The organism is Sulfobacillus thermotolerans, assembly GCF_039623705.1.
Taxonomy (GTDB): Bacteria; Bacillota; Sulfobacillia; order Sulfobacillales; family Sulfobacillaceae; genus Sulfobacillus; species Sulfobacillus thermotolerans.
Genome location: NZ_CP133983.1, coordinates 860,506 through 884,824, shown reverse-complemented (window position 1 = coordinate 884,824; position 24,319 = coordinate 860,506). Strand labels below are relative to the sequence as shown.

At 52.1% G+C, this 24,319-nt stretch carries 24 protein-coding genes, 2 pseudogenes and 1 CRISPR repeat array; of the genes and pseudogenes, 7 read left to right on the top strand and 19 right to left on the bottom strand.

The window, feature by feature from the left end; genetic code table 11:
- Positions 1–176 precede the first annotated feature (176 nt).
- Positions 177–746 (top strand): site-specific integrase, encoded by a 570-nt coding sequence (locus ORD20_RS04460; protein WP_173677103.1) that lies wholly within the window; start codon positions 177–179, stop codon positions 744–746.
- 243 nt (positions 747–989) lie between these two features.
- On the opposite strand, the gene ORD20_RS04455 is transcribed toward ORD20_RS04460, so the two are convergent.
- From ORD20_RS04455 to ORD20_RS04415, 9 genes are all read right to left on the bottom strand, one after another.
- Positions 990–1,232, bottom strand: coding sequence for a hypothetical protein (locus ORD20_RS04455; RefSeq protein WP_103375976.1), 243 nt, complete (start codon positions 1,230–1,232; stop codon positions 990–992).
- A gap of 152 nt (positions 1,233–1,384) precedes the next feature.
- Positions 1,385–1,579: a hypothetical protein gene (locus tag ORD20_RS04450; protein WP_103375975.1), complete on the bottom strand. Its 195-nt coding sequence runs from the start codon at positions 1,577–1,579 to the stop codon at positions 1,385–1,387.
- A 262-nt stretch (positions 1,580–1,841) separates the two neighbouring features.
- The gene (locus ORD20_RS04445; protein ID WP_103375974.1) at positions 1,842–2,216 is read right to left on the bottom strand and encodes an HNH endonuclease; all 375 of its coding nucleotides are present in this window, start codon (positions 2,214–2,216) and stop codon (positions 1,842–1,844) included.
- Positions 2,217–3,070: 854 nt separating this feature from the next.
- A CRISPR array of direct repeats spans positions 3,071–4,152; the repeat unit is 30 nt; unit sequence GTTTCCATCCCTTATAGGTACAATCCCAAC.
- Positions 4,153–4,319: 167 nt separating this feature from the next.
- A complete protein-coding gene (locus tag ORD20_RS04440; protein WP_430626545.1) occupies positions 4,320–5,633 on the bottom strand; it encodes a hypothetical protein in 1,314 nt (437 codons plus the stop codon).
- 1 nt (position 5,634) lies between these two features.
- Entirely contained in the window at positions 5,635–6,561 is a 927-nt protein-coding gene (gene csm4, locus ORD20_RS04435; protein ID WP_146039069.1) for a type III-A CRISPR-associated RAMP protein Csm4, read from the bottom strand.
- Positions 6,561–9,029, bottom strand: a complete 2,469-nt coding sequence (gene csm3 / locus ORD20_RS04430; RefSeq protein ID WP_430626544.1) for a type III-A CRISPR-associated RAMP protein Csm3 — start codon at positions 9,027–9,029, stop codon at positions 6,561–6,563. Before csm3 ends, csm4 begins: the two co-directional genes overlap by 1 nt.
- The gene (gene cas6, locus ORD20_RS04425; RefSeq protein WP_430626681.1) at positions 9,022–9,537 is read right to left on the bottom strand and encodes a CRISPR-associated endoribonuclease Cas6; all 516 of its coding nucleotides are present in this window, start codon (positions 9,535–9,537) and stop codon (positions 9,022–9,024) included. The genes csm3 and cas6 overlap by 8 nt, the downstream gene beginning before the upstream one ends.
- Before the next feature lie 18 nt (positions 9,538–9,555).
- Complete coding sequence (locus ORD20_RS04420; RefSeq protein WP_158246313.1) at positions 9,556–9,732, bottom strand: hypothetical protein; 177 nt, start codon at positions 9,730–9,732, stop codon at positions 9,556–9,558.
- A gap of 283 nt (positions 9,733–10,015) precedes the next feature.
- Positions 10,016–10,249, bottom strand: a complete 234-nt coding sequence (locus ORD20_RS04415) for a hypothetical protein (protein ID WP_103375966.1) — start codon at positions 10,247–10,249, stop codon at positions 10,016–10,018.
- 200 nt (positions 10,250–10,449) lie between these two features.
- Between ORD20_RS04415 and ORD20_RS04410 the strand changes: the two genes are divergently transcribed.
- From ORD20_RS04410 to ORD20_RS04395, 4 genes and pseudogenes are all read left to right on the top strand, one after another.
- On the top strand, positions 10,450–10,638 hold the full coding sequence (locus ORD20_RS04410) for a hypothetical protein (protein ID WP_103375965.1): 189 nt from the start codon (positions 10,450–10,452) through the stop codon (positions 10,636–10,638).
- A gap of 207 nt (positions 10,639–10,845) precedes the next feature.
- Positions 10,846–11,001 (top strand): annotated as a pseudogene (locus ORD20_RS04405) (transposase); the annotation flags it as partial.
- A gap of 249 nt (positions 11,002–11,250) precedes the next feature.
- Positions 11,251–12,570, top strand: a complete 1,320-nt coding sequence (locus tag ORD20_RS04400; protein ID WP_430626543.1) for a HEPN domain-containing protein — start codon at positions 11,251–11,253, stop codon at positions 12,568–12,570.
- Positions 12,571–12,736: 166 nt separating this feature from the next.
- Positions 12,737–13,285 carry a Uma2 family endonuclease gene (locus ORD20_RS04395; protein WP_158246312.1) on the top strand — a complete coding sequence of 183 codons (549 nt, stop codon included), beginning with the start codon at positions 12,737–12,739 and terminating at the stop codon, positions 13,283–13,285.
- A 312-nt stretch (positions 13,286–13,597) separates the two neighbouring features.
- On the opposite strand, the gene ORD20_RS04390 is transcribed toward ORD20_RS04395, so the two are convergent.
- The 10 genes and pseudogenes from ORD20_RS04390 to hisS all read right to left on the bottom strand — a co-directional run bounded on the left by ORD20_RS04390 (position 13,598) and on the right by hisS (position 21,710).
- Positions 13,598–14,746: an NAD(P)/FAD-dependent oxidoreductase gene (locus ORD20_RS04390; protein ID WP_103375961.1), complete on the bottom strand. Its 1,149-nt coding sequence runs from the start codon at positions 14,744–14,746 to the stop codon at positions 13,598–13,600.
- 15 nt (positions 14,747–14,761) lie between these two features.
- Positions 14,762–15,703 carry an ornithine cyclodeaminase family protein gene (locus tag ORD20_RS04385; protein ID WP_158246311.1) on the bottom strand — a complete coding sequence of 314 codons (942 nt, stop codon included), beginning with the start codon at positions 15,701–15,703 and terminating at the stop codon, positions 14,762–14,764.
- 455 nt (positions 15,704–16,158) lie between these two features.
- Complete coding sequence (locus ORD20_RS04380) at positions 16,159–16,668, bottom strand: GNAT family N-acetyltransferase (protein WP_103375959.1); 510 nt, start codon at positions 16,666–16,668, stop codon at positions 16,159–16,161.
- 353 nt (positions 16,669–17,021) lie between these two features.
- Positions 17,022–17,798, bottom strand: coding sequence for an RNA-guided endonuclease InsQ/TnpB family protein (locus tag ORD20_RS04375; RefSeq protein WP_430626542.1), 777 nt, complete (start codon positions 17,796–17,798; stop codon positions 17,022–17,024).
- Positions 17,799–17,810: 12 nt separating this feature from the next.
- The gene (locus ORD20_RS04370; protein WP_430626541.1) at positions 17,811–18,209 is read right to left on the bottom strand and encodes an RNA-guided endonuclease InsQ/TnpB family protein; all 399 of its coding nucleotides are present in this window, start codon (positions 18,207–18,209) and stop codon (positions 17,811–17,813) included.
- Positions 18,206–18,835, bottom strand: a pseudogene (locus ORD20_RS04365) (IS607 family transposase). The gene ORD20_RS04370 and the pseudogene ORD20_RS04365 overlap by 4 nt, the downstream one beginning before the upstream one ends.
- A 25-nt stretch (positions 18,836–18,860) precedes the next feature.
- Positions 18,861–19,280 carry a DUF302 domain-containing protein gene (locus tag ORD20_RS04360; protein ID WP_103374081.1) on the bottom strand — a complete coding sequence of 140 codons (420 nt, stop codon included), beginning with the start codon at positions 19,278–19,280 and terminating at the stop codon, positions 18,861–18,863.
- A 349-nt stretch (positions 19,281–19,629) separates the two neighbouring features.
- A complete protein-coding gene (locus tag ORD20_RS04355) occupies positions 19,630–19,950 on the bottom strand; it encodes a hypothetical protein (RefSeq protein WP_103374082.1) in 321 nt (106 codons plus the stop codon).
- A gap of 16 nt (positions 19,951–19,966) precedes the next feature.
- On the bottom strand, positions 19,967–20,326 hold the full coding sequence (locus ORD20_RS04350) for a hypothetical protein (RefSeq protein ID WP_146038951.1): 360 nt from the start codon (positions 20,324–20,326) through the stop codon (positions 19,967–19,969).
- A gap of 139 nt (positions 20,327–20,465) precedes the next feature.
- Complete coding sequence (gene hisS, locus ORD20_RS04345; RefSeq protein WP_103374084.1) at positions 20,466–21,710, bottom strand: histidine--tRNA ligase; 1,245 nt, start codon at positions 21,708–21,710, stop codon at positions 20,466–20,468.
- Between the two features lie 237 nt (positions 21,711–21,947).
- On the opposite strand from hisS, the gene ORD20_RS04340 reads away from it, so the two are divergent.
- A complete protein-coding gene (locus tag ORD20_RS04340) occupies positions 21,948–22,598 on the top strand; it encodes an IS607 family transposase (protein WP_430626540.1) in 651 nt (216 codons plus the stop codon).
- Entirely contained in the window at positions 22,595–24,115 is a 1,521-nt protein-coding gene (locus ORD20_RS04335; protein ID WP_430626539.1) for an IS200/IS605 family accessory protein TnpB-related protein, read from the top strand. The genes ORD20_RS04340 and ORD20_RS04335 overlap by 4 nt, the downstream gene beginning before the upstream one ends.
- Positions 24,116–24,319 lie beyond the last annotated feature (204 nt).

Here is a 24,319-nt window from a genome sequence, read left to right as displayed (position 1 = left end):
GCCTGGGCAATCCCCGCAAACGCCCAAGGGATCTAAGGTTCGGGTTCCCTGTGAACGCGCCTCAGCGCCCCTCAGTGAGGACGGGTTGCTGGGAATCGGCTATAATAACGATCAGAGAAGTCTTGTAGTGGATACCATTGCGATCACCGTGATCCCGTGAAGGAGCGATGAATTTCGTGAATACCGTCGAACCGATCCGTGATAAACGGCAGATCGATGCGGTCCGCAAAATTCTGGCGGCGCAAAACTTGCGCGATGCGGCTTGGTTTACGCTGGGCATTAACAGTGGCTTACGGATTGGCGACCTCTTGCACCTGACCGTGGGCGATGTTCGCGAAACGCCAACAAAATGGCGGGAACGCATTCGGATGACCGAACAGAAGACCGGCAAGATGAAAGACTTTCCCCTGAGCGCCACGGCCAAAAAAGCCCTGGCCGCCTATCTCGCCACCCGACCTGACGCCAAGCCCTCCGATCCGCTCTTCCCCTCGCGGAAACATGGCCGCCCGTTACAACGCGGCCAAGCCTGGCAGATCCTCCGCGATGCCGCCCGCGCTGTGGGTCTCACCGATCCGATTGGCACCCATACCCTCCGGAAGACCTTTGGCTATTTCGCGTACACCTCGGGGGTGGATCTCGCCATTATTCAGCAGATTTTGAATCACAGTAGTCCGGGGACGACTTTGGCGTATATTGGCATTCGGCGCGAGGATCGCGATAAAGTCTATTTGGGGTTGAATTTGTAACAATGTGGATGACCTTACCGATATGGTATGTTACTAATAAAGTCAAGGATGGTTTATTATGCCACTTTTTGCTTCTATTGATATCGGAGTCTCTCCTACTATCGGCTATGCGTTTGCCATTAGAACAAATGAAAAAATTATCCTCGAAGACAATGGCGCATAGACAACACACCATCTATTATTTCCTTGAGCAATCTCTCGTGTTCATTTTTAGTGGGATATTAGAATTACTGAGTCAAGTATTTATCGATGTCGCAACCGGCGGATCCCCCATGTAATGACTATCCCCAGAAGTAGCACTACAATGGCAGGTTCGATGCTTTGTCGTGCTGCCATCTCTAACAACGTTGCGGATGTGTTCGTGGTAGAAATTATTTTACTTCCCGTACCAGTGACGATTTTTGCGGGTTGGGCTAAGATGAACCACACGTAACTCCCTAGCGCTATGATTAGTGCAATCCAGTATCGTCGAAGCCAACGAAACATGTGGTCTACTCCTTTCTTTAAACATCTTGGTTCTTGTTCTTTTGCCTTTATTGTTCTTTTCCATTGATATATCCTATCGCCGAAAATGTTCCATTTGCATAATACGTGATATTTAGCTGAACGTTATTAACCGTTTCATAGTCTGAAGTAAATTAGTCATAATTCTCTGTAAGGAAGTCGGTGCCGCCAGTCGTCGTGATAAATGTCGTGGATGGTGAGCCCGTTTGTACCCAATCCCACGCTTCAGCTGTGCCGTAGTAATTGTGAAACGATACCGATGTAATAACGCCTCCCGAACTACTATACCCTTCATTGACTTCAAACGTCCAAATCCAATTTCCAAGCACATTATAGCCCTCCATCTCGACATCATCTACGGGATCGCCACTTGTACTAGTAACTAGTTTGATTTCAGTCGGGATAGACTCCAATGCAATTCGTTGTTGAGTTGTGATATTTGGATTAGCCAACGCCAAAGCAATAGTTCTAGCGTTAGCAAGCTGTTTAACAATTTGAGAAGACCATCCTATCTTCCCCTTGAGTTGAAGAAAAAGAGGTTGTTGGTTTCCGAAATGTGTTACTAACTGAGCAGGTGTATCGTCAATCCAATTAAATCCGCCGACTCACACTGAACTTGTTCATCCCATTATGTTCAACGACCCATAAATCAGATTGAGGATCTTGAGGTGTGACCGATATACGGATTGTCCTCTGACCGTTGTGGGATAGTGTAGTTTGAATGTCATAGCCTTTCCCTTGGATTTTAGCCGGTTTCTTTTTCTTATTGGGGACCGATAACAGCGCTCGCGTTAAACCAAACTCATGATCGAGAACACGCGCTTCTATTTGAGTTCCGAAATAATTATTGCAATGATCACAGACCCTCCCTTTGGAAATGAGAGGTCCACCAGTCGATTCCGGGATAATGTGTTCATCACGCTGAAATGCGACATTAGACCTTCGGCAAAATACACATTCTTGCACTTGGGTATCCTTTCTACGATTTTAACAACGCATGTCATTCGTCCTGCCCGGCTTCCTGGTAATGGAAACAAATGCCTTAGCTAGACTACCAAATCGTAACGTCACAACGCCAAGATTGACATCGAATCCGTCTAACGTCTCGCTTAAAAGTCTCGGCATAAGCACCACCCCCGATAATATTTTTCTTACCAGGAACGCAAGTCGCGTTTTAGCCGACCTCACCTTCGGGAACGAAGCCGAGCACAGCGAACGACGACAACATTGTACCACCATTATTAAGTAATAGGTTTGGCGACATTCTCCATGGTCGCCGCGAGTAGAATCCTACGCCGCTACAATATCCCGAACCATCACTCGAAATACTTTCCCAATGGCTCTTCACTCGGCGGGTTCCCGGTTCGGATTATCTCGCTATTGAGTTGCTTCCTTAACTCGGCCCATTGCTTCACTTCGCGTTTCGTGTCAAACGTTTGCGTCAGTTCGTGCCGTTTGCCCTTCTCGTCATAGCGCACCACACGACCTTTCCAACGACCAGAAGGCAGTTTCCGAGGCTCCACGGCCTAGGGATCTTTCGAACGATTAGGCACAGTACCTCATCCCCCCCATCCCGCTTGTCGCCACACCAAACTTTTCACTCTCCTGTCTCGTCCTCTCTTCCCCAGTCAAGATTTCGCCAGCCAGGAGCCGGGGTTCTGCTCAGAAAGTAAACATGGGAAAATTTTTGCGGGGACTATAGTTCAGGATTGACTATGACTCAGGTCGAGTTATGTTATTGTTCCGCTAACCGCCCTAGAATGAGCAAAATGAACGGACGACATCCCTTCCTAAAAGGATGTCGTCCATCTCATTGTGTAGAATTCGCCCCTCATAGGTACAATCCCAACACAACTTAGCCCTTTATTACAACACCACAGAGGATTTTGAGTTTCCATCCCTCATAGGTACAATCCCAACCGTTGGGCTATCGCTTCTCGTCCTGATTTACCTTTGTTTCCATCCCTTATAGGTACAATCCCAACCTGGGACGTGCTATTGCGGGGCATTGAAGGGGGAAGTTTCCATCCCTTATAGGTACAATCCCAACGTCAAGAGTTCGAGGGCTTCGCGGACTTCTTCCTCCGGTTTCCATCCCTTATAGGTACAATCCCAACCGTCTGTGATCACGTTTCCTCAAGCCTTAAAGGAAGTTTCCATCCCTTATAGGTACAATCCCAACGCAGAAGAAGGCCGCAAATTAATGGGCGGGAACATGTTTCCATCCCTTATAGGTACAATCCCAACCCCATGGACACAACGCGCGAAGCCCTTCGGTGGGGGTTTCCATCCCTTATAGGTACAATCCCAACGGCAGTTCCGAGGCGTCATGACTTTCGCGTAAAAAGTTTCCATCCCTTATAGGTACAATCCCAACCATGGCTAGGACCATGCGCGAAAAAGGAGGAGGAAGTTTCCATCCCTTATAGGTACAATCCCAACTCCGCCACAACCACAATCAGCGAGATCACCTGGAAGTTTCCATCCCTTATAGGTACAATCCCAACGGACGAAATCCCTGATAGATATGGAATGAAGTATGGTTTCCATCCCTTATAGGTACAATCCCAACGTATTAGCGTGGTTAGAGAGAAAATTGGAGGAGTATGTTTCCATCCCTTATAGGTACAATCCCAACTGTGGGACGGTTCGGCAGAGACAGTGACCATGGCTCTGTTTCCATCCCTTATAGGTACAATCCCAACGCAGCGGGGGCATCCGCCCGGAATTACTGTTCTTGTTTCCATCCCTTATAGGTACAATCCCAACATCTCATCCTGAGACCAGCCTTTTTCTCCCTGACGGAGTTTCCATCCCTTATAGGTACAATCCCAACACATTTCATCCGATAATTCCCCATATGCGGGAATTGGTTTCCATCCCTTATAGGTACAATCCCAACCCCTTTGGCCCTTACGCCACGCCAAACACAACCCTTTGATAATATGGAATATTTTACTAGTAACGTAGACTCTTACCTCGCAACCGTTCCGTAGCAACGCATTGAGTACGATGGTCTTTGTCGTCGATCTCCCGGAGTTTTGGCCCGATTGGACATCGACGACACTATTATACCCTACCCGGTGGCAATCCTAAATCTTGCAGCACGCGTTGGCGCATGGCGGGAGTCAACGGATAGAGCTTGAGGTATTCCCCGGTGTCCGGCACCAAGGTCATGACCCACTTACGGAGAATCGGCCGGACCTTCGCAACATCCTCCCGAGTGACTGGCTGCATGCCATGCGCCGCAAGGGATTGATTGCGCACGTCCATAAGTGCCTTAAAAGTGTCAATATCTGCCCATAGCTCGCGGACGGTCGGGTCCGGACTCTCCTCGGTGAGGGTACGAGCGAGGACCAAGAGGGGAACATAGCGTTCCCCCTCATCCCGAAACTTCTCGGTCAAATTCTGCGGCAATTGCCCCACCCAGTGTTTAGCCACCCTCCGCACATTCACGCGATACTGCGCGTGATAGTAATAGTATAAGAGGCCTTCAACCAGTCGGCGGCCTCGCGCTAACGCATCGGTATACCGCTCTTGTTCAGAATACCGTTCAATCGAGTAATACAGTTCCACCAAATTCAGCGGATTTTCTTCAGTGGATTCCAAGGCCGTATTGTTCAACCAACGTCGTTGGCGGTCAAATGCGTCCCGTCCCTCCGGAGTCCACGGCACCGCGTCCAACCGATCCACCTGGGTGAGATAACGTCGGGCCACGGCAAAATCGGTCAAATCCCAAGCACGATAGGCTCGCAATACCGACAGAAGCGCCGCGCTGGTGCGTCGCACCACGTCATGAATGGTAATGCGTCCCCATTCTTGGGCCAAAGCGATCGCCGTTTGAAACTGATTGCCTGCTACCGCTTCGCCAAGCCGTTCACGCAGCAAGTATTCTCCTATAAAGCGGACATCCTGGACGCTAACCCGCTCCTGATGCTCTCCAACATGCCGTGGATTCAGGACCGTCCAGATTTTCCCGCCTGGGAGAAGTCCCGCCGCAGACAGCAAGGATCCACTGAGTTTCATTGTCGGTGTGCCAGAACTGGCATTAAAAAAAATCGTCACGTCGTTGTCATTTCTGGTATTGACGTTCTGCTGTACGACCTCAAACGCAAATTGGGTTACCGCCTCATAATCGACGGGGCTGGCTTCCCGATGATAGAGTTGAATCTGTTCGGCCGTGCACAAGTGCTCTGAGATTAACCAATCCCGGGTATTCTGCGCATACTGTTGCCCTTCGGCATTCACGGAAAATAGCCACACCTGGTCGACGGGTTGACCGTGGTCGCGCCACCACCGCCATAAGGTGACAATCGAACCTTCCTCATTGGTGTCGTCCGCAACAGGATCACGCGCGCCAGCGAAACTTAGGAAAATCGTCATATCATATCCTATCCTCCTCCCCGATATTCCCCAGACAGACGGGGATCGTAACCGTAAGGCCAAAGTCCACGACCTGCGGAGCCAAGGCCACGGCTGTCACAACACGTCCGGTCCAACCCTTCCACGGGCGGCTTAACGGCCACACTGCACCGGGTTGCACCTGCAAGATAGGCGCCTTCCATGGACTGGCGTACTGAGCCCCCCAGACGCGGCCGTATTTCGTGTGAAGGCGGTAGGCTAGTCCCGGCGGATCATCTGGAGCTGGGACGCCATGGCCGAGCCAAATTTCTGCCGTTGGATTCGGAACAGGCGGCGCGATCCATGGCTCCCATCCTGCCCAGTCCACTTGACCGTAGCCACGGCTTAACTCTCCCCCAATGCCTTGATAGGCCACCACCCGCGCTAGCAGTTCGGTAAGACGGGGATCCTGAGTCCATAGATAGATTTGGACGGGCTCCGCACTCCATTGTCCCTCGCGGGCAAACAGGCTTCCCTCCAATGCGCCACCCGTCTGGCGATCCACGCCGGTATGCAGAGTGTTCATCCCCTGAGGTTCCTCTTGCAGGCGAAAATCCTCGCCCATAGTCTCTCCCGCTATAAAGCGCCAGAAGTCGGCTGCAGCGATCAGCCGTTGGCGTTTGAATTGTTTGTGCTGTTGAAAGGCCGCGATGATGACGCTTTTATCCTCGCCTTGTGCAGGGCGTGTGCGGCGGGGAAATCCCATGGGACGCGGCAACGTGCCGGCTGGCCATGCATCGGATACTACAAACGGCGGCTGCCCCTCAATAAATTGCTGCAACCACCCATTCATGGCCCTGTCGCCATAACAGTCGCGATAGGCCCAAGCCAAGTGCCCCATTAGGAGATCACTCGTGGGCCAGTGACTCCATGGGGAGCGCGGCCGGAGGGTCCAACAATATCCGGTCATCACGGCACATCCGGCCACACGACACGAATCCGCAAGTGATCCAAGCGGATTTGACCGCTACCGCGTGATCCTCCACCCCCTAGCGCATCATGCTCCACCATGGACACCATTTCCTGAATGGTCGATCGGATGAGCGCCTTATCATCCCCCTGATAAACCCGCACGCCCAGCACGAAGTTGAACGTGGCCCCAGCGGGCACCCGTTCTTGAACACGGGGATTGGTCGCTACGTGGGTATTACGATTGATGGTATTTTCAAATTTCTCTTCGGCAAAAAACAAGCCCATTTGTTCATAAGCGGTTTCCAATATGTCTTGAGAGGCAGGCGTTAAAAAGGCATCGCGAAACAGGAAGCGCGTCGGATTCAACGTGTGCCGAGGTTTGCGGTGTGGGCCAAAATACCGGCAAACGCGACAGGTCGGCTGAGCACATCCACACGGCTCGCCATTCACGCCTTTGCCATCAGCCGCCTCCAACAGACTGCGGAATTTGCCCTTCAAGCTACTGCCCGGCAAATACGGCCGTTGTGTGAGAGGATGGCGAACGATGGGGTTGTCAATGCCACCAATTTCCAATACATCTTTTGATCCCCCCACATGACACCCTGTCACACAAGTTAACTCGGCTGTCACTTCCCATATCTCTACCAAATGAGGATTGGAGGTTAAATCCGGTCGCCGATTATCGGGCTTGCCCATTAGACGTCCCTCCTTGTCGTGGGAAACCGGGCTCCGTGGGGAAATAGGCCACGACGCTCTCGAAATGTTTGACAAATCCCTCAAATTGCTCCCAATTGGTAACGGCTTGGTCGACATTGCGATCCATGAATGTGGGAAAAAATGCATTGACGAGATGACGCTTCGCCGCATAGTACGCATGGGATTGTAACTCGTACAACTGCGACTTCTGTTGATTAAACAAACGCCCTCGGTCCATGCTGCGCTCCAACCCTTTGACTCGGTTATAAAAGCGCCGCAATGCATGATCCGGCCGTCCTGCATTAACTGCCGCACCCCTTCAGTAAAAAATCGGTCGACCGTCTCTTGAAGACGAATAACGCGATAGACATCCGTGCCGACTGTGGTGTTCTGAGATAATCCCACCGTCATGAGTAACCCTAGATTATCGACATCCACTTTGAGATACCCCAACCGCGGCGTCGCCCCGGCCTCTAAAGCCGCTAAACAGGCAAACGTATAGGGTTGGCCCGCCCGCACCGGATCGTCCACGGAGGCCCGTTGACAGTGTGGGCAATCCTCGGAGGCAATGGGCAACGCCACGTTCATCCATAGAGTAGGCATCGGAGGCTGCGCAACGTCGTTGAGTGTAACCATCTGGTGCGTCTGTTCTTGAGGGCGCTCTGAGCTTAGCGCGAGACTCCAATGAGGCCCTATTGCCACCGATCCATGCGAATCGTTACGCAACTGAATCCACTGGATGCGGGGCAAAAAGCTGCCAATCTGTTGGTCCACCGCACATCCGTAGCAGAGCCCCTCGGCATTGTAAACCGGATATTTCTCGCACCGAGCACAGCGCGATTGCAATATTCCCGGCGTACGCCACACCCAGGGATCGTGACGTGCGTCAGTGGTCGAGAACAGGTAGGAATTCAAGGGTTGCCGCTTCGACGCCCCCACTTGGGCATGAAGATCACGCATCGCCACCCCATAATTCTCGAAGAATTCTTCGGCCGTGACCTCCATTTCAGTCGAATACAACACAACTTGGGCATGTGTGACGTCATGGAGCCATGCGTTTATTTCCGATTGGAAGGCTGCCAGCGACGCTGTGGGAGGCAACAACAGGGAAAATCCCCCACCCACAGAAGACAATACCAGGAGTCCCGTCTGCGTTATCTGGACACTCGTCGCCCACGGGACCCCAAGCGAGAGCAACCCGATCCGGGCACTACGGGCCCGCAAGGTTTTGGCCACCCCGGAAACACCGAGACGTGATGATGCAAACACGTACGCTTGAATGCCTGAAAAGTCGCCGTATACCAAACGAGCTCGCCCGGCTTGGGCCGCCAATGCCCACGCGACCTGCATTCGCAAATACACGGGCAGGGCAACCACTGAACCACTAGAAACTACGGTCAGCCCGAACCCCGACCATTCGCGACCCACGATGGCCAGGACGCGTTCCAGTACCTGGGGCACGGAACCGACCACGGCGGCGCATTGCCCAATCACTCGGGATACACTGCGCCCCCACTCCCTCCAGAATGCTGACCGATTGATGGGACAGGGATAGGGCACCCGTCCAGCGTCCGGCACCACGTACAGAGGCGAGTCAGCAAGCCCTTGGGATAACGACACATCGTTGAAAATGGACGGCAGGGGTTCAACCCGAAACGTGCGTCCAGGCTCTGGTCGCACTTCAAGGGTCTGACCATCGACACGCACGTGTACGGGTTGGTCTGCCCATGTTGCACACTGCTGTAAAACCCAATGCAAGACCTCACGCATGAGCAATCGCCTCGTGGGCCGACGTCGGCAAAAATGCGTCACAACAGCCAAAACCTAACCCGTTTCGTCGACCCACGCCGACATCGTACAACAGCGTCAGCAAGTCGGGATCTCCCGCCAACAAAAAGCGTCCACGGTAGCCTACGACGGGGGTTGTGCCATACCAACTGCGGACACGCACGGCCTCGAGGGGATAAATCGCCAATGGTCCAGCCGCATGTCCAAGAAACTGCTGCGCCTTGATTTCCGCATTGTGGGCAATATGGTCTTGAAATAAGGGCTCGTCGGGCCCATAGGATATAATGTGTCCATTAATGTTATCATCGGCCACAATCGGTGACAGCGTAGTGATCCCCATCAGAGTGCGAGTCCACACAAACGGAGGTTCCACCGCAACCCCGATAATGTCTCGACGTTGATCGGCCAAGACAAGAACCGCGTTCGCGGCGATTCGGTCTAACAAGGCGCGCATATCTTCCGCCCGCCGCAAGCTAATCCACCAATCTATCGGCCCGGCAAAACAAAATTACGATCCCTTCCTCTTGTTGGACGGCATTCGCACAATCATGCCAACGATACCAATTAATTCGACAACCGCTAGCGGGATCGCAAGCGCAAGCATGTTATCTAACGCCATCCCAATAAGAGTGAGGCCCATCAAAGATAACAGAGCCGCTAAAAAGGCATTAGTAGATTTATGCATGGGAGCCCCCTCTCAGCATCCGATATTCATAGGATTTCACATGATAGCACCCATATGTTTCCAATAGTCCTGCGTCACTAGCGTATCATGTAGAATTGACTGTATTCCGGTCGCTACGCGAAATATGTCGGAATCATAGACGCTATGCATAACGCGTCGAAGGCAGGCGTAAATGGTACGCCTATTTGACACTGTCATCCCGTCCTCTCGGCCACCCCCCTGCAAAAGTCCGGTTCCAATAATCGAGGCGAAGTTCTCAACTCGCCATGACAATAAGTCTAAATCACTCCTCCTGGGTGGCTGTGTACGGCACAGATTGTGCGGTTGAGGACATCTTCCCCTCTTCGTTCGCAGTCTCTCGCCAATGCCACCATTCCGTGGCGATGGCGCCTGTATCTGGATCGCGCCGATACGCTAAACCCCATCCCCGTCCCGAATCTGTGGGGTCGATGCCGATCCATTCCTGTGCCTCATCGGGCGCTACCCATCCCGTGATAATACACCGTAGCGTTTTCATTGCGTTGACACCCCTCAGTCATGATGTAAGTCATGTGACAGCCAACATGTTATCCGTTGAAGACGCTCGTGAAAATAGTGCATCGGGGGGTGAGCCTTGTATTCTTGTCCAGCCGTCTCTTGACCGAGACCGACGGCTTGTCTGTACCTCCTATTCTCTCTATACTGAAGAAGAGGACACGGGCGCAAAGGAGGCCTCTCATGAAAAATGTCGAATGGACGCTCGACGGCGACATCCTGACCATCCGCATAGACCTGACGCAAGAGTTTGGCCCGTCCAGTTCCGGCAAGACAACGATTATTGCGAGTACGGAAGGCAATGTGGCGGTGGGGCCGGGTCGGGAGGAAAAGATTGGGCTGAATGTGTATCGGCCGAGAAACCATTCCTAGTAGGCCTTTCACCATGACCATGACTCTCTGCGTGTTTAGCAAGCAGGGAAAGGAGACCATCAAATGTCCTGTTATTCATACGTATTCGTGGGGCATGTCCATCCGATTGCCGCGAATGTTACGTTGGCATCGCAAGACTTTGCGATGAGTCTGCCGTCCGAAGACAGACCTATTCAGGGAACGCTGAACATCACCCATTCCGCGATCTGGCGAGCCGGAGGAGAAGCCACCATGAGTCGCCTCAAACGGAAGTATGGGCTCCGACGTAGTCGATATCGGGGCTATGACGCGGAGGCGACGGGGATCGGGTTAGGGATCTTCGCCCATAATGTGCGCCGCTGGGCCCAGCGGCAGGCTGGCTAACGTCCTCGGTCCGCGAAAGGTAGGCCTGGGCCTATAACCCCCAGAGAGGTTCCTAAGTACAAAAGAGACTTTTTCAGCAAGAACTATCTAGCAAAATCCGTGGAGTTTCGGAAGGGTTTCTCGATTGCTTTATGGAATCAGCCGTACAACTTCATTCAGCGTGAACAGACTTGGAACGAAGTCGGGGGACGATAGAACGTAGCCTTCACGTCGGATTGAAGCAATTCTCATGGTGAAAGGAATATAATTATGGAGAATAAAGCACGAGAAAAAAGCTTAACCGCAGATTTTGATCTTTCTGGGCTCTGGTGGGATCCGGAAAATCCTTCGGTGAAATGGTTTGGCACAGTAGAGTTTCGGCATAACACATTCACCACCATAACATTATGGGCCGATCAGACGCTATTTCAAAAGGCATCACACCTTTATGGACTGACCCAGAATGGGGAAGCCGTTACGCTCATTGACTTAAAGAACACAGGGGGTAGCATAAGCTCGGGACAGAAAGGCGCCATTCATGCTGCTTCTTTCATCACTAAATACATGGTGGTTGGTGCGTACGTAACCCTGGAAACGCTCTACCGTCATATGGCCGTCGAATATACCTATATTGAATATTGGGTCTGGCAACCTACAGAGGTGGCTAACCCCGGCACCGTTTCCGATGTCGATTGCGGATATATCCGTAGCCTCAGAGCCACTATGGCACTCAGCCCAACTCACAGAACATTCAAGAACTTAACAAGTCATATTAACACGGTGGGATGGTCCTTCCACATTACCTTTGATAAAGGTGAAACCCTCGACACGTTGCTCAGCATGTCCTTTGATTTGGGTAACTTCCTTACTGTATTATTTGGACAAGCTACGTATGTACAAACCGTCGAGCTGAAACATGATACGAAGACAACAGATTCAGTGAAGGTGTTTTATTCAACCCTCCCCAAGAGACTACTGGACAAGATCCATCGTGACCATTTCGTGGTGCCGTTTTCCGTGTTTCAATCTACTGCTTCGTTGATAGTACCACAGTGGTTCGATAATCTCGACACTTATCGGCCGGTGATTGGGTTGTATACCGCAACCATTTTCGGCGTTACACAGTTTTCGGAATTTAGTTTTTTGGCCCTCATTCAAGGTATCGAAAGCTATCACCGTCGCAGGTTCCCTGCTAGGCAATACATGGCGCCGGATGACTACAGAACTGCAATCGCCGAATGGGTGTCCCAAATACCGTCTTTCATATCCAATAGCAGTCATCGGCAAAGCCTCAAAAACAAAGTTACATTTGGATACGAATACTCGTTACGAAAACGTTTAAAAGAGTTATTAGGTGTGATAAGCCCCGGTGAAAAGGCAGCAATTGTATCAAACTACGACGAACAGCCCTTTATCCAAAAAATAGTCGACACACGGAATTATTTGACGCACTATACTGAGGAACTCGCCATCCTAACGGCCCAGGGGAGCGAACTTCCGATTGCCACCCCTGCTGGGTGTGGTGCTCTCAGCATAGCAAGTTTCCATGGGAGGATTCCTACCCAATTCGGTCCCGGTTCTAGGCATTAATAACGTAGACCCTTAGGTAAACGCTGTCATCCCACGACCCGGAGACAACGGCTCACGTATACCACCCGTATATGTGGATTGGCAAAAAAGGCGAATTATCAGATAGACTCGGGAATCGCCAGCATTCCATTGCATTGCTATAATGAGAAGTAGGAGGCGAGAATGCATGGACATTATCCGTCCCGTGTTTACGGCAAAAGACTTGGCCCAGCTCCCAGACGACGGCAAACGCTATGAGATTTTAGAAGGAGATTTGGCCGTGAGCCCTTCGCCTAATCAGCAACATCAAAATGTCATTCGACACTTATCAGCATTTTTTATCCATGTTGAATCTCATGGTTATGGACGGTGGTATCCTGCCCCATTTGATGTCGTATTTGATGACAACAACGTGACCGAACCGGACCTGCTCTTTGTTCTGACTGAACATCTGAATATCATCAAGGAAGCCAACGTGCAAGGTCCACCAGATCTGGTTGTCGAGGTCTTATCCCCTAGCACCCGTGACCGAGATCGCGGCGTGAAGGCCCACCTCTATGCCCGCTTTGGTGTGCCAGAATATTGGATTGTCGATCCTGAGACCGAAACGTTGACTCTCTATCATTTAACGTCAGAGGGCTACGAAGTCACTGGACCGTTTCGGGCTGATGAGACAATTCACAGCACTCTCTTTCCAGACATTCCCCTGAACGTATCCGATGTGTTTCTGCCGTGAAGCCCGTTACAACTCACACCATAAACCTCACTGGAATCGGACAGAACGGACTTCTTTGCGATTCCCACTACCACAACCTCCGGCCTCGAGGCATTGAAGAGATTTCAGTTGCAGCCTCAGACTCATTGAATGGTTATATATGTCTTGTGTCGCTTGCTGTTTGACCTCTGCCTTATCTACGCCCGTTTAAGCGCTTGTATATCAACAAGACATCCGGCTGAATCACCAAAAAAGCAAAATTCCACTACGCACAGACACCATCCAATTAGGTGACAAAATCTACGGAGGCGGAAGGGGAAACCGCCTAGCCTACTAAATCACAAACGTTTCTGTGGTCGGACGATCCGCATTAAAGCGAGCGAGCGCAAATGGGGTCAAATCAACAAAGGGCTCTTCCCCCATAATGAGCTCGGCAATGACTCGCCCCGTAGCAGGAGAGTGCATAAAGCCGTGGCCACTAAACCCGTTTGCCATATAAAATCCTGGGATTTCCGGCACTTCACCGATAATCGCCGTGTCATCCGGCGACACCTCATATAAGCCCGCCCATCCACGCATAATGGAAGCCTCCGCTAAATTGGGAACCCATCGCAGTATAGTGTCAATGAGCTTCTCCAAGGTCTGGTGGTCGACGTCCGTATGATAACTGCTCGGTTCATGAGGGTCGGACATCCCAAGCAAAATACTGTCACCTTCGCGGCGAAGATAGGATGTCGTTTCTAATTCCAAGGTCATTGGGATCGTTTGAGGAAGTTTGCTAAAGGGCGTCGTAACATAAATACTACGGCGGTAAGGACGCACAGGGATTTCTACCCCTGCCATCTGCCCTACGGCGGCGGCATACGGACCCGCGGCATTCACCACGACGCCTCCCATAACGATCCCCTTGGTGGTTTTCACGCCAGCAATGTGATTATGGTTCATGAGAATACCAGTGACTTGTTCATCCAAGCGAATCGTGACCCCAAGGTCTATGGCCCGTCTGGCAAAACCATAAAGGACCGCGCCCGGGTCGGCAATGCCATCATCTGCACAAAACGTTCCTCCCACGAGTCCTTCCATTTGGACATACGAAAACTGGCTCGCGACCTCTTGGGGCGAAAGACATTTAACGGGAACGCCTAGGGCTTGTTGCATTAACGATAAGTTCTGCATAACCGTCCACTTGCTCGCATCGCGCGTTAAAAAGAGATATCCGCACGCATTAAATGACGACGAAATTCCGAAGATGTCTTCAAAATGGCGAAACATTTCAAGACCGTATTGGGAAAATTTAACGGCGCTCGGATGAGAAAATTCAAGGCGGACTCCCCCTGCACTACGTCCAGACGAGCCGTGGCCCCACACCCCTTCTTTGTCGATGACAATGACGTTGGAAATTCCTTTGCTCGCTAAATGATAGGCAATGGATAAGCCAATGAGGCCTGCTCCCACAATAATGACGTCCGCATTATCCGTCACCGATTCTCCTCTTTTCTACCCTGTTGGGCGTTGATCTTGAACTCCGACCAAATATTCGGCACAAGCGAGATCAAAAACGGCCGACCCGACACTTTTCATGACCGTAATCCCCTCTTGGGGTCCATAATGCGGGGCACTAGCCAAAGGACGAATTTTTGTTAAATCGACAAGACCTTCTGCAGCAGGAATGAGAAAGTCACCAGCTTCTCTGAGGCAAGCTGGCAGAAAATCAGCATACAACGTAGCTTTGGCCACAATGTCGCTAGCAAGTTCTCGCGTGGTAGGTAAATAGGCTCCCATCGCATTAATGAGCACTGGCGTTTTGATTATACGGGAATCAAATAAGGGGGTCGGTGAAGACGTGACCGTGGTGATAACATCGGCATCAGCTACTGCTTCGTCAATGGCGGTATGGACACTAATGGACACATGAGCAAATTGAGGAAGGGAACACAGTCTGTCTCGCAGGGCATATGCCGCGTCTGGTGTGCGGTTCCATAAGCGAATGGAGCGAACTCCCGCCAAACGCGCGAAGGCTTTGGCGTGATAATAGGCCTCAAAGCCAGCCCCGAGGATGCATTGACACGCATTCGCTACACTAAGCCACTGCGTTGAAAGAGCGGCAATGGCTGCGGTGCGCATCCCAGTGAAAGCTGCCCCATCGGCAATAGCGATCACCTCACCGTCAGCACCGTAAATACTGACCGTACCGTTTAAAACCGGTTTGGTCTTTGCAAGACTTTTGTTAGCTGGACGCTCGTATAAGACCTTCACCAACGATAGACTAAGGTCTGCCCAGCTGGCCGCCATTAAAATAATATGGCCTTTGTCGTCTGGCTGGACCACGCGCACGGGTTCGTGAGACAAGGGGGCCGTGAGTCGTCGGCTCAAGTGTGCCCGCAACATCACATCATCAAGCGCTGTTTCTAAGTCTTGAGCTCCAATCCACATTGGCATTTTCCCCACTCCAAGTTTGCAAGCCGGCACGCTGAACGTGGTATTTGCCTCAACCATAACAAAGGCCACTGGTTTTTAATAGGGCCATAAAACAAAAATCGTCACAATCACAACGCCCCCAATCCCATGACATCTAAAATTCTCTGGACAACGACTCTTTTACCAACGTGCGCTGAAAAGCCCCTTCCTTCAGTTATCTTAAGGGCTCAACATGCCTTCTATGACAAATATGTCGCCTAATGGAAAGAAATTCTTCGCCGGAGAATGATTATCTTTAGGGATTTTCTGAAGTAGAAAGCCCGCACACCGACGGCTCAAAGCCCCGAATGTCTTACCTTTGATGAAGTCCTTCGCTTTTCGTGTTTACCATCATAGATACGTCTACGATGTCAACGGCCTCACTCTGTAAGGTTTTTAACATTTGACTATAGATAACTCAAGCCGTGGGGAGGATGTCAATCCAACAATTTCGCCATCATGTACTCATCCACAAATTGGCCATCCGTATAGCGAATACTGTGTCGCCGCAATCCCTCGACTTGAAATCCCATTTTGTGGTATAGCCCAAGGGCACAGCGATTTGTCACCATAACGTCTAATTCAATTCGATAAATCCGGTGGTCTTTAGCCCAACTCTCCAATATTTGAAAAAGCTGAGTGCCGATACCCTGTCCCCAATACGCCTGACGAATACCGACAACAATCAACGCCGAATGCGCCATGCGCCGTGGAGTATGGCCACGCGCTCGCAAAAATCCAACCAACGTGCCATCAACAGCCTCAACAACCCAAAATCCATTGTGAGGCTGATCGATGAAGGGAACAATCCGTTTCTCCCATTCGGCCACACTATCCGAAAGTTCACCAGGCTCCATTAACATGTACTGTGTCTCTTTATCCAACGCGTTTTGCAAATCTATAAACTTGGCTACATCCGTCTTGTCAATCAATCGAATTGTCCACATTATCGATCTTCCCGCTCTCCATTCCTGTCCTATCCAATAGGCCCCCAAAGACTCCAGAGTTGTGCATTACCCTCAAATGCCTTTCCAGTTATATGGGAGTGTCTGAGCCCATACCCGCCGGAGTACAACCATAAACATAAAAGGCAGAACCCGGTTAGGCGCAATAAAAAAGGCCCCATGTATTGGTGGCTAAGAGACTATCCGTTCTGATGGACTTATCCAAGTCTGATCATCGTTAGTCAATGGATCAAACGGAGCCACCTTCCTGTGTCATCATGCCACCGCTTCTTAGGGCCATTGGCCGGTCGTCCACGGGCGGGCACTCCACAGGCTGTCACCGAGCAGGTCTGCCGTCAGGCAGACACGGGTGAGGAGCTCCTCACCGAACTCTCGGCCACGTTTCGCAAATTAATCGCCGCATTGATGTCGCGGTCGTGGTGTGTGTGACATTCTGGGCACGTCCACTCCCGCATAGCGAGCGGCATTTTCGGCATTTTGTATCCACACGCGGAACACGTTTTGCTGCTCGGATACCAACGGCTCACGATGACCACCGTTTTCCCGCGTTGGGCCGCTTTGTATGCGAGTTGCCGACGGAATTCCCCAAAGCCCATATCGGCAATCGCCCGGGCGAGCGAAGGATTTTTGAGCATCCCGGCGACGTTCAGGTCCTCGATGGCCATGACATCGAAGCGCTGCACGAGATCGGTGGTCAGGTGGTGTAACGCATCCGCCCGGATATTCGCAATCCGCGCATGGAGTCGGGCCATGCGCCGCTGCGTCTTTCGCATATTCTGGGACAAGGGCATGGGCATCCCTTTCGGGAGGGGCTGGCCGGGCTGAAGCCCGGCGCGAACTTTGGCGGCTTCCATCTGGCGACTGAATTGTTTCGATAACCGCCGAAGCTGTGCCAAGGCGTCCGCATAGGCTTTCGGTCCCACGATCTTCTCTCCGGTCGAGAGCGTTGCCCACGCCGACACGCCCAAATCCACGCCGACTACCGCTTGGCTTTCGCGGCGGACACGGGGGGGATCGGGAAGTTCGACGGTGACGCTCAATAACCAGCGATCAGCGGTCCGCGACACGGTGCCTTCTACCACTTTGCCGATAAATCGCAACGGTTCGTGCATGCGCACCCAGCCTCATTTGGGAATATGCACTTTGTGCCCTTTGACCGTGAATTGGTCGTTGGTGAGCGTAAAGCTGTCGTGGCGGCCCTTTTTCTTAAACGTGGGATACTCCGCGATACCGGCAAAGAAATTCTTAAACGCCCGGCCCAAGTGGATCACGGCCATCTGCGGCGCGTTTTTCGTCACTTCCAGCATCCAGGGGAAGGCGTCGCGCTTAAGGGCATTGAGTTGACGTCGCAGGGCCGCCTCGGACGGTTTCCGCAACGTGGGGTCCCCTTTCCACGCATCATATTGCTGCTGCCATTGGTCCAAGGCCCAATTGTAGGCAAAGCGTGCCACACCAGCCGCCTTGCGGAAATACGTCTCCTGTACATCGTTGGGATCGAGGGCAATTTTATGGGCCAAAATCATGACGATGCTTCCTCCACGGCGTGTTTCACGCCCTCCAGCAGTTTTTGATTCTTCCGCGAACGACTGCCATATAACCGCGCTGAAAAGACCGTAATGATTTCAAGAACATCCTGCGCTAACTCCTCTTCGAAGGTCGTATCCTCGCCGTGATTGAGAATCACCACCTCCACCTGCTTGGCTTCGCAGATCGCAAAGACGAGCTCCGCCCCCAAGCGTAAGAGACGATCCTTGTGGGTCACGACCAGCCGACCAACCCGGTCGGCCACGATGTCATTGAGCAGGCGTTTGAGGCCCTTGTTGTGGTAGTTCATCCCCGACCCGAAGTCGGCTATCACCGCAAAGGTCCAGCCTTAGCGGGCACAGTAGAGTTCGAGTACCTGCTTTTGGCGCTCCAGATCCTCTTTCTGGTCGTGGCGCGACACCCGCGCATAGGCGACGGTTTGGCGAGGAGTCCCGTGGTGATGAAACTGATCAGGACGCAAGCGCGCTAAGTCGTAACGACGATACCCACCCGCGGTACGTTCATCGGGTATCAGTTTACCTTCATGCTCCCATCGACGTAACGTCGAGGGCGTCACGCCTAAAAATTCGGCGGCTTCACGAATGCCCACAAGTGTCCGGTTCATACCTAAATTATACAACCATGGATAACTATAGGTAAAGATTTATGAAACGGTTAAAACCCTTCATTAACGCTATCCATTGATCTATTAATCCGTCGGCTTTTCGGCTTTTAACAACTAAAGACGGCACTTGATAATCAGCAAATAACTCTTCCATATACCGTCTAACCACGACTGTTTCTCCTTCTTCTTTTTGATACAGCCCCAGACGCAAGGGAATGTCCACCACAACATCCGAAGAGTCCTCGAGAAATGCCGCGCCAAGAGTGGGATTCCCAAAAATCACAGTCCATGCATCAATTTGCGGATCAATTCCACGGGCCTTCATGTCTTCCGTATGATGAACCACAGCATAAACAATAATGCCTTTTCCCTCTAACCAATGAGTGAAATCGTTAACCAACTCGGCTGCGGGTCGAGAAATCTCTATCTTTTCGATCGGTGACACGTTTATCCCCCCATAACCTCAATCTACAAAATTACTATCGCGTGCCTGTTCTGACGGCCATACAATAGGTGAGAGCAACTGGTAGCATGTGGCAATGACTCATAAGCCCATTGTACAGAAAAAATTGTCATGGATTCCCTCCCATTACCGGATCCCACAACAATTTGATCATTTGGCAAGTCATTAGGGGCTGCACTGAACATACGCTAGCGAAATAGAAATATAGGAAGCATGGGGTACACAACCGCAATACGTTCTTCGCATACAAAAAAGTCCCATCGGATTCCTAGAGTTTTAATGAACTAGGACACCGCAATGGGATACCGAGAAGTCATGGCCTTAACGATAATCAGACACCATGTGTGGCCTCAGACCTGTCTAAACGTGCCAACACCTTTTCCAAAGCTGCTTGATAAATGACGGCCTCTTCGGTCTGTTCCCCTGGTACCCAAGGTCGCCGCGGCAGTCCCCAAAAAGCCGTCAAGAACTGGCCAATGTTATCCTCCCAATCCAGTCGATCCTGTTGTGCAATGATCCACTGCCCAAGGGGATGCTGTCGTTCGTCATCGCTAAACGATGCGCACAAAATGGCAAGTTTTTCGCGACTGGATGTATTAGCCTGTTGATCTATCCATAACATTTTTTCCGCAATGGCTTGGTCAATCGGCATCTCAAGTTGACTCCTTTCAAACCACCGGCAAGGGCCAGCGCACAATTTTGTTGTTCGTGATGTTCGTACGCACGTAATTAGCCACACGAGGGGTCACAACCGTCTCCCACGCATCTTGTAATTTCTCTCCATAGTTCGCCGGTGTGACACCCAAACGGGCTTCAATAAAGTGAAAAAATTCCTCAGAACGGCCCATCAGTGTGCTATATTGCCACCACGCAGGATGTTGCTGATCTGCTGCCGTTAGCACGGCGTAAACAGGTTCCTCTGCGCCTAAACGGTGTTTCTTGCCATCCCAACTCGCGTCATAAATCGCATGGGCCAACCACAGCTTTTGATAAATTGCATCGTAGGTGACATCATTGGCATTCCCCATGCCCCCATGCACCACCCTTTCTCATTTCTAAACCGTCCCGTTATATCCTTTTTTGGGTCAGCCCGTCAGATGCTTCTGGCCGTCATATGCCAGGTCTAGTCCAAAAACCACACCGTGAAATGATGCATCGCTCAAACATCTAGGACAGTTGCTGAAGGTACGGAACCAGATCCTCCACGGGCATTGTCCTCTGCTCGTTTTGTGCCAAGTCTTTCACCGTTACCTGCTTTAACTGTGCCCATTCGTCTCCACCCACGATAATGACAATGTTGCTTCGCTTGCTGGCGTCGCGCAATTGGGCTTTAAGACTGCGCCGCAGCAAATCTGTGTCAATGGGAAAGCCCTCCTGGCGCAGATGTTCCGCTAATACAAAAGCATCGGCTTCGGACCCAGGAATGTGTGCGACATAGATGCGGCGTTCAGGCGTCAGGTTTTTATCCTCTAAGACGGACAATATCCGTTCCATTCCCATGCCAAAGCCCACCGCCGGTGTCGTTTCCGGACCATCCAACGTGGTAGCCAAGCCGTCATAACGCCCTCCGCCAAATAGCGCCGCACGATTCCCCAAACTGGGGTGAGCGATTTCAAAAACAGTCCTCGTATAATAGTCAAGCCCTCGGACTAAGAATGGATCTCGCACCACTGTCCGCCCAGAAGCTTCTAATAACGCCACGAGCTCGGCATAGTGCGCCGCACAATCTGCACACCAATAATCTTTAATGTCAGGTGCCCGGTCGCGAATGTCTATGTCAACTTTGCAGTCTAATAGCCTAAGAGGATTAGTCTCTAACCGACTTTGGCAATCCGCACAGAGTTCGTCCTCATGGGAGTGATAGTACTCTAGAAGACTCGCTCGGTATTGAGGCCGACACACCGAACACCCAATGGAATTCAGCCGCACTAAGGGTGCTGGTAACCCCATCGCCTCAACCGTTGCGCACGCTAGCAAAATGACTTCCGCATCGGCTTCTGGCTGTGTTGAGCCATAGAGTTCGGCGCCGAATTGGGTATGTTGGCGATAACGTAATGCCTCAGGTTTTTCACGACGAAACATGGGGCCATAATAACAAAGACGAACCGGTTGTGGTTTATTAGCCATACCATTTTCCACATACGCCCGCGCTACTGCCGCAGTACCTTCAGGACGCAAGGTTAAATCCACGCCACCCACATCGGTAAAGGTGTAACGTTCATGCTGAACAATATCCGTTGATTCCCCTACACGCAAGAATACTGCACTTTGCTCAAAAATTGGTGTTTCCAATAAATCATATCCGTACCGCGTAGCCGTATCGATGGCAATTCGTCGTAACTGCTCCATTCGGCTCGAGATCGGCGCAAGAATATCCTGAGTGCCTCTGGGGCGTTGCAACTCTTGACGCATGCTATTGGTCCTCCCTACTATGACGACGGCAGATGGATCCTGCCAAGCTTGCAACATTATAGCATAGTCGAGGACCGGCTTCTGAACGAACGCAATAAACTTCCCCCAGTATGAGGACGCTGCGGAATACCACCCTTGTCCACGAAGAGTCTCACCGGCGAAGGAGGTTTAAGCTGCTTGCTGTCAATCTATGATGATCTCTGATAATATGTTATAATATAATAAGGTGATGGTATTATGGATGAGCAGTTTGTCAGTATCGGCAAGGCGGCCAAGATGCTCGGCATGAGCATCGACGGACTCCGGAAGTGGGAACGCGAAGGGCGCCTGATTCCGGTGCGTACCGTGACGAATCATCGGCGCTATCGGGTCGCGGACTTACGCGCGCTGATGCACGAGGATGCGCCTGATGTTGCTAGGGATACTCGTTGCCTCCTCTATGCCCGCGTCTCGACCAGAAAACAACAAGACGCGGGGAACTTGGATCGTCAACTCGGGCGGTTAACCGCGTTCGCTGCGGAGCAGCGATGGACTGTGGTGGCGGCTCTTACCGATATCGCGAGCGGCTTGAATGAAAAACGGCGGGGTCTCCATCGGTTGCTGGAGCTTGCTCAGCAACACCAAGCGGGCATCGTGGCTGTGGAATCCCAGGGTCGATTGGCGCGCTTCGGGTTTACTTATCTGGAAAGTTACCTGCACGCCTTTGGCGTGCGTGTTGTCGTCATGGAACACACGGTGAAAGACGATCAGCAGGAACTCGTGGAGGACTTGATTGCCATTACCACGTCGTTCTCGGCCCGCATTTATGGCAAACGCGGAGGGAAAAAGATGGGGTCGACCGTGCGTCAAGCGATGGCGACCTTAGCTCAGGAAGGAGTCCCCGAATGAAGACGACCATTTTGGGTGTCTTGCTCGATGTCACGCCCGATCAGGACACGGTGTTACGCCGTTTGATGCGCAAATATGGGTTCATGCTACGGTTTGCCTTTCAACGCTTGGTTGGAGGACTACAAAACATCGGCGGTTTGGAACGTCACTGTGCCAGTGAAACGGAGTTGCCGCTGCGTTACGCCAAAGATGCGGTGCAAGAAGCGCAAGACCTCATTCGGGCCCGCCATCAAGCCATGAAAGACGGGGCGACTTTATGGACGCAACGCGTGAAAAAAACCCGAGAACGGTTGACCGCACTCCGGGCCTCCCCGCATCCGAATGCCCGCCGCATTGCGGGACAAGAACGTAAGCTCACGCATCAAGAAGCCCAGCAAGCGTTTTATCCACAGCATGTCGAGGCAGGCACCTTTCCTCCCGTGGTGTTTGGCACAAAAAAACGGTGGTTGGATCGGTTCAAGACTCTCGATGACCCCCTCGCCGAACAGAAACGCCAGCAGGCGTGGCGGGAAGAATGGGACGAGAGCCGGAATGGTCGGCTGTCAGCGCGTGGGGATCGAACCAAAAGAGGCAATCCCCTCCTGCGCGTCCGCGCAGGGGTCGACCATTGGATCTTAGAAATCTCTCTCGATTGCCTCAAACCGGGCAACCCCGACGCCAAAGTCCCTCGGTATGAGAAACTGGAGATCCCTCTCTATATTGCGCGGAAGGTGTCCAAGAAAACTGGCCAAGTCCATGGCCGGGATTATGAGGGGCTGCTGCGTCGGGTGCTCGCCGCCGGCGACCCCTATCAAGTCGAAATTCTCCGACGTCAAGGACAGTATCAGGTCCGCGTGACCGTCGAAGAAGTCCCCGCGCCCATCCAGACCGATCCTCGTCATGGCTGGGTGGGAGTGGATACCAACAGCACCTTTTTGGCGCTCTGTCACGTGTTGCCGAACGGCAACGCCTGCGCCTTCGCGACGATCGGGGACCCCCGTCTCTTCGATGTCCGATCGACCCAACGCGACGCGTTGGTGGGAGGTCTCGCGGTCGAGACCGTTCAGTGGGCTAAGGCTCGTGGAGCGGGACTGGTCGTGGAAGACTTGCAGTTCATCCATGATCGGGATGTGAGCGCCAAGTTTAACCGCGTGACGCACCAGTTTAATTACCGGGCCTTGCTGACGGCGGTCGAACGACAGGCCGCGCGGGAAGGCGTCGCCTTGCGGAAAGTCAAACCAGCTTATACCTCGATTATCGGGCGGTTCAAGTATCAGCCGCAATACGGGATAAGCGTGCATCACGCCGCGGCCCTCGTGATCGGGCGACGAGGCGGACTGAAAGTCCGCCGGGAAAACGTCCCGAAAGCCTTGCGGCGCTGGATGCAAGACCGCGATCAATGGAACGACCCCACTTATCGGAAAAATGATTGGAGTGCATGGGCTCGGATTAAACGGATCATGACGAAGACGTTGGCATCGCACCATCAGTATTTGAGTGCCTGGTTAGGGTATCGCAAGACGTTATTCTCCGAATGACCCACATCGCATTCCCCTGTCGCCACCACGTGGCGAAAGGAGCGACGGGGCATCTTGATGAGGGCCCAGTAACACTGGGGCTCAGGGCACCACCGACGGGACACCGATGGGAGTTTCCTGCCATCCTTCTCCTGCCGGGATCTTGAGCGGTGCGTGGGGGAAAAACATCCCCACGCGATGGAGCGGAAGCCACCCCCGAGCAGA

Coding starts and splice junctions, on each gene's coding strand:
- ORD20_RS04455 (WP_103375976.1), bottom strand. CDS start 1,232: ATGTTTCGTTGGCTTCGACGATACTGGATTGCACTAATCATAGCGCTA.
- ORD20_RS04440 (WP_430626545.1), bottom strand. CDS start 5,633: ATGACGATTTTCCTAAGTTTCGCTGGCGCGCGTGATCCTGTTGCGGAC.
- csm4 (WP_146039069.1), bottom strand. CDS start 6,561: ATGACCGGATATTGTTGGACCCTCCGGCCGCGCTCCCCATGGAGTCAC.
- csm3 (WP_430626544.1), bottom strand. CDS start 9,029: ATGCGTGAGGTCTTGCATTGGGTTTTACAGCAGTGTGCAACATGGGCA.
- ORD20_RS04420 (WP_158246313.1), bottom strand. CDS start 9,732: ATGCATAAATCTACTAATGCCTTTTTAGCGGCTCTGTTATCTTTGATG.
- ORD20_RS04415 (WP_103375966.1), bottom strand. CDS start 10,249: ATGAAAACGCTACGGTGTATTATCACGGGATGGGTAGCGCCCGATGAG.
- ORD20_RS04410 (WP_103375965.1), top strand. CDS start 10,450: ATGAAAAATGTCGAATGGACGCTCGACGGCGACATCCTGACCATCCGC.
- ORD20_RS04400 (WP_430626543.1), top strand. CDS start 11,251: ATGGAGAATAAAGCACGAGAAAAAAGCTTAACCGCAGATTTTGATCTT.
- ORD20_RS04395 (WP_158246312.1), top strand. CDS start 12,737: ATGGACATTATCCGTCCCGTGTTTACGGCAAAAGACTTGGCCCAGCTC.
- ORD20_RS04385 (WP_158246311.1), bottom strand. CDS start 15,703: ATGCCAATGTGGATTGGAGCTCAAGACTTAGAAACAGCGCTTGATGAT.
- ORD20_RS04380 (WP_103375959.1), bottom strand. CDS start 16,668: ATGTGGACAATTCGATTGATTGACAAGACGGATGTAGCCAAGTTTATA.
- ORD20_RS04375 (WP_430626542.1), bottom strand. CDS start 17,798: ATGCACGAACCGTTGCGATTTATCGGCAAAGTGGTAGAAGGCACCGTG.
- ORD20_RS04370 (WP_430626541.1), bottom strand. CDS start 18,209: ATGATTTTGGCCCATAAAATTGCCCTCGATCCCAACGATGTACAGGAG.
- ORD20_RS04355 (WP_103374082.1), bottom strand. CDS start 19,950: ATGCCGATTGACCAAGCCATTGCGGAAAAAATGTTATGGATAGATCAA.
- ORD20_RS04350 (WP_146038951.1), bottom strand. CDS start 20,326: ATGGGGAATGCCAATGATGTCACCTACGATGCAATTTATCAAAAGCTG.
- hisS (WP_103374084.1), bottom strand. CDS start 21,710: ATGCGTCAAGAGTTGCAACGCCCCAGAGGCACTCAGGATATTCTTGCG.
- ORD20_RS04340 (WP_430626540.1), top strand. CDS start 21,948: ATGGATGAGCAGTTTGTCAGTATCGGCAAGGCGGCCAAGATGCTCGGC.
- ORD20_RS04335 (WP_430626539.1), top strand. CDS start 22,595: ATGAAGACGACCATTTTGGGTGTCTTGCTCGATGTCACGCCCGATCAG.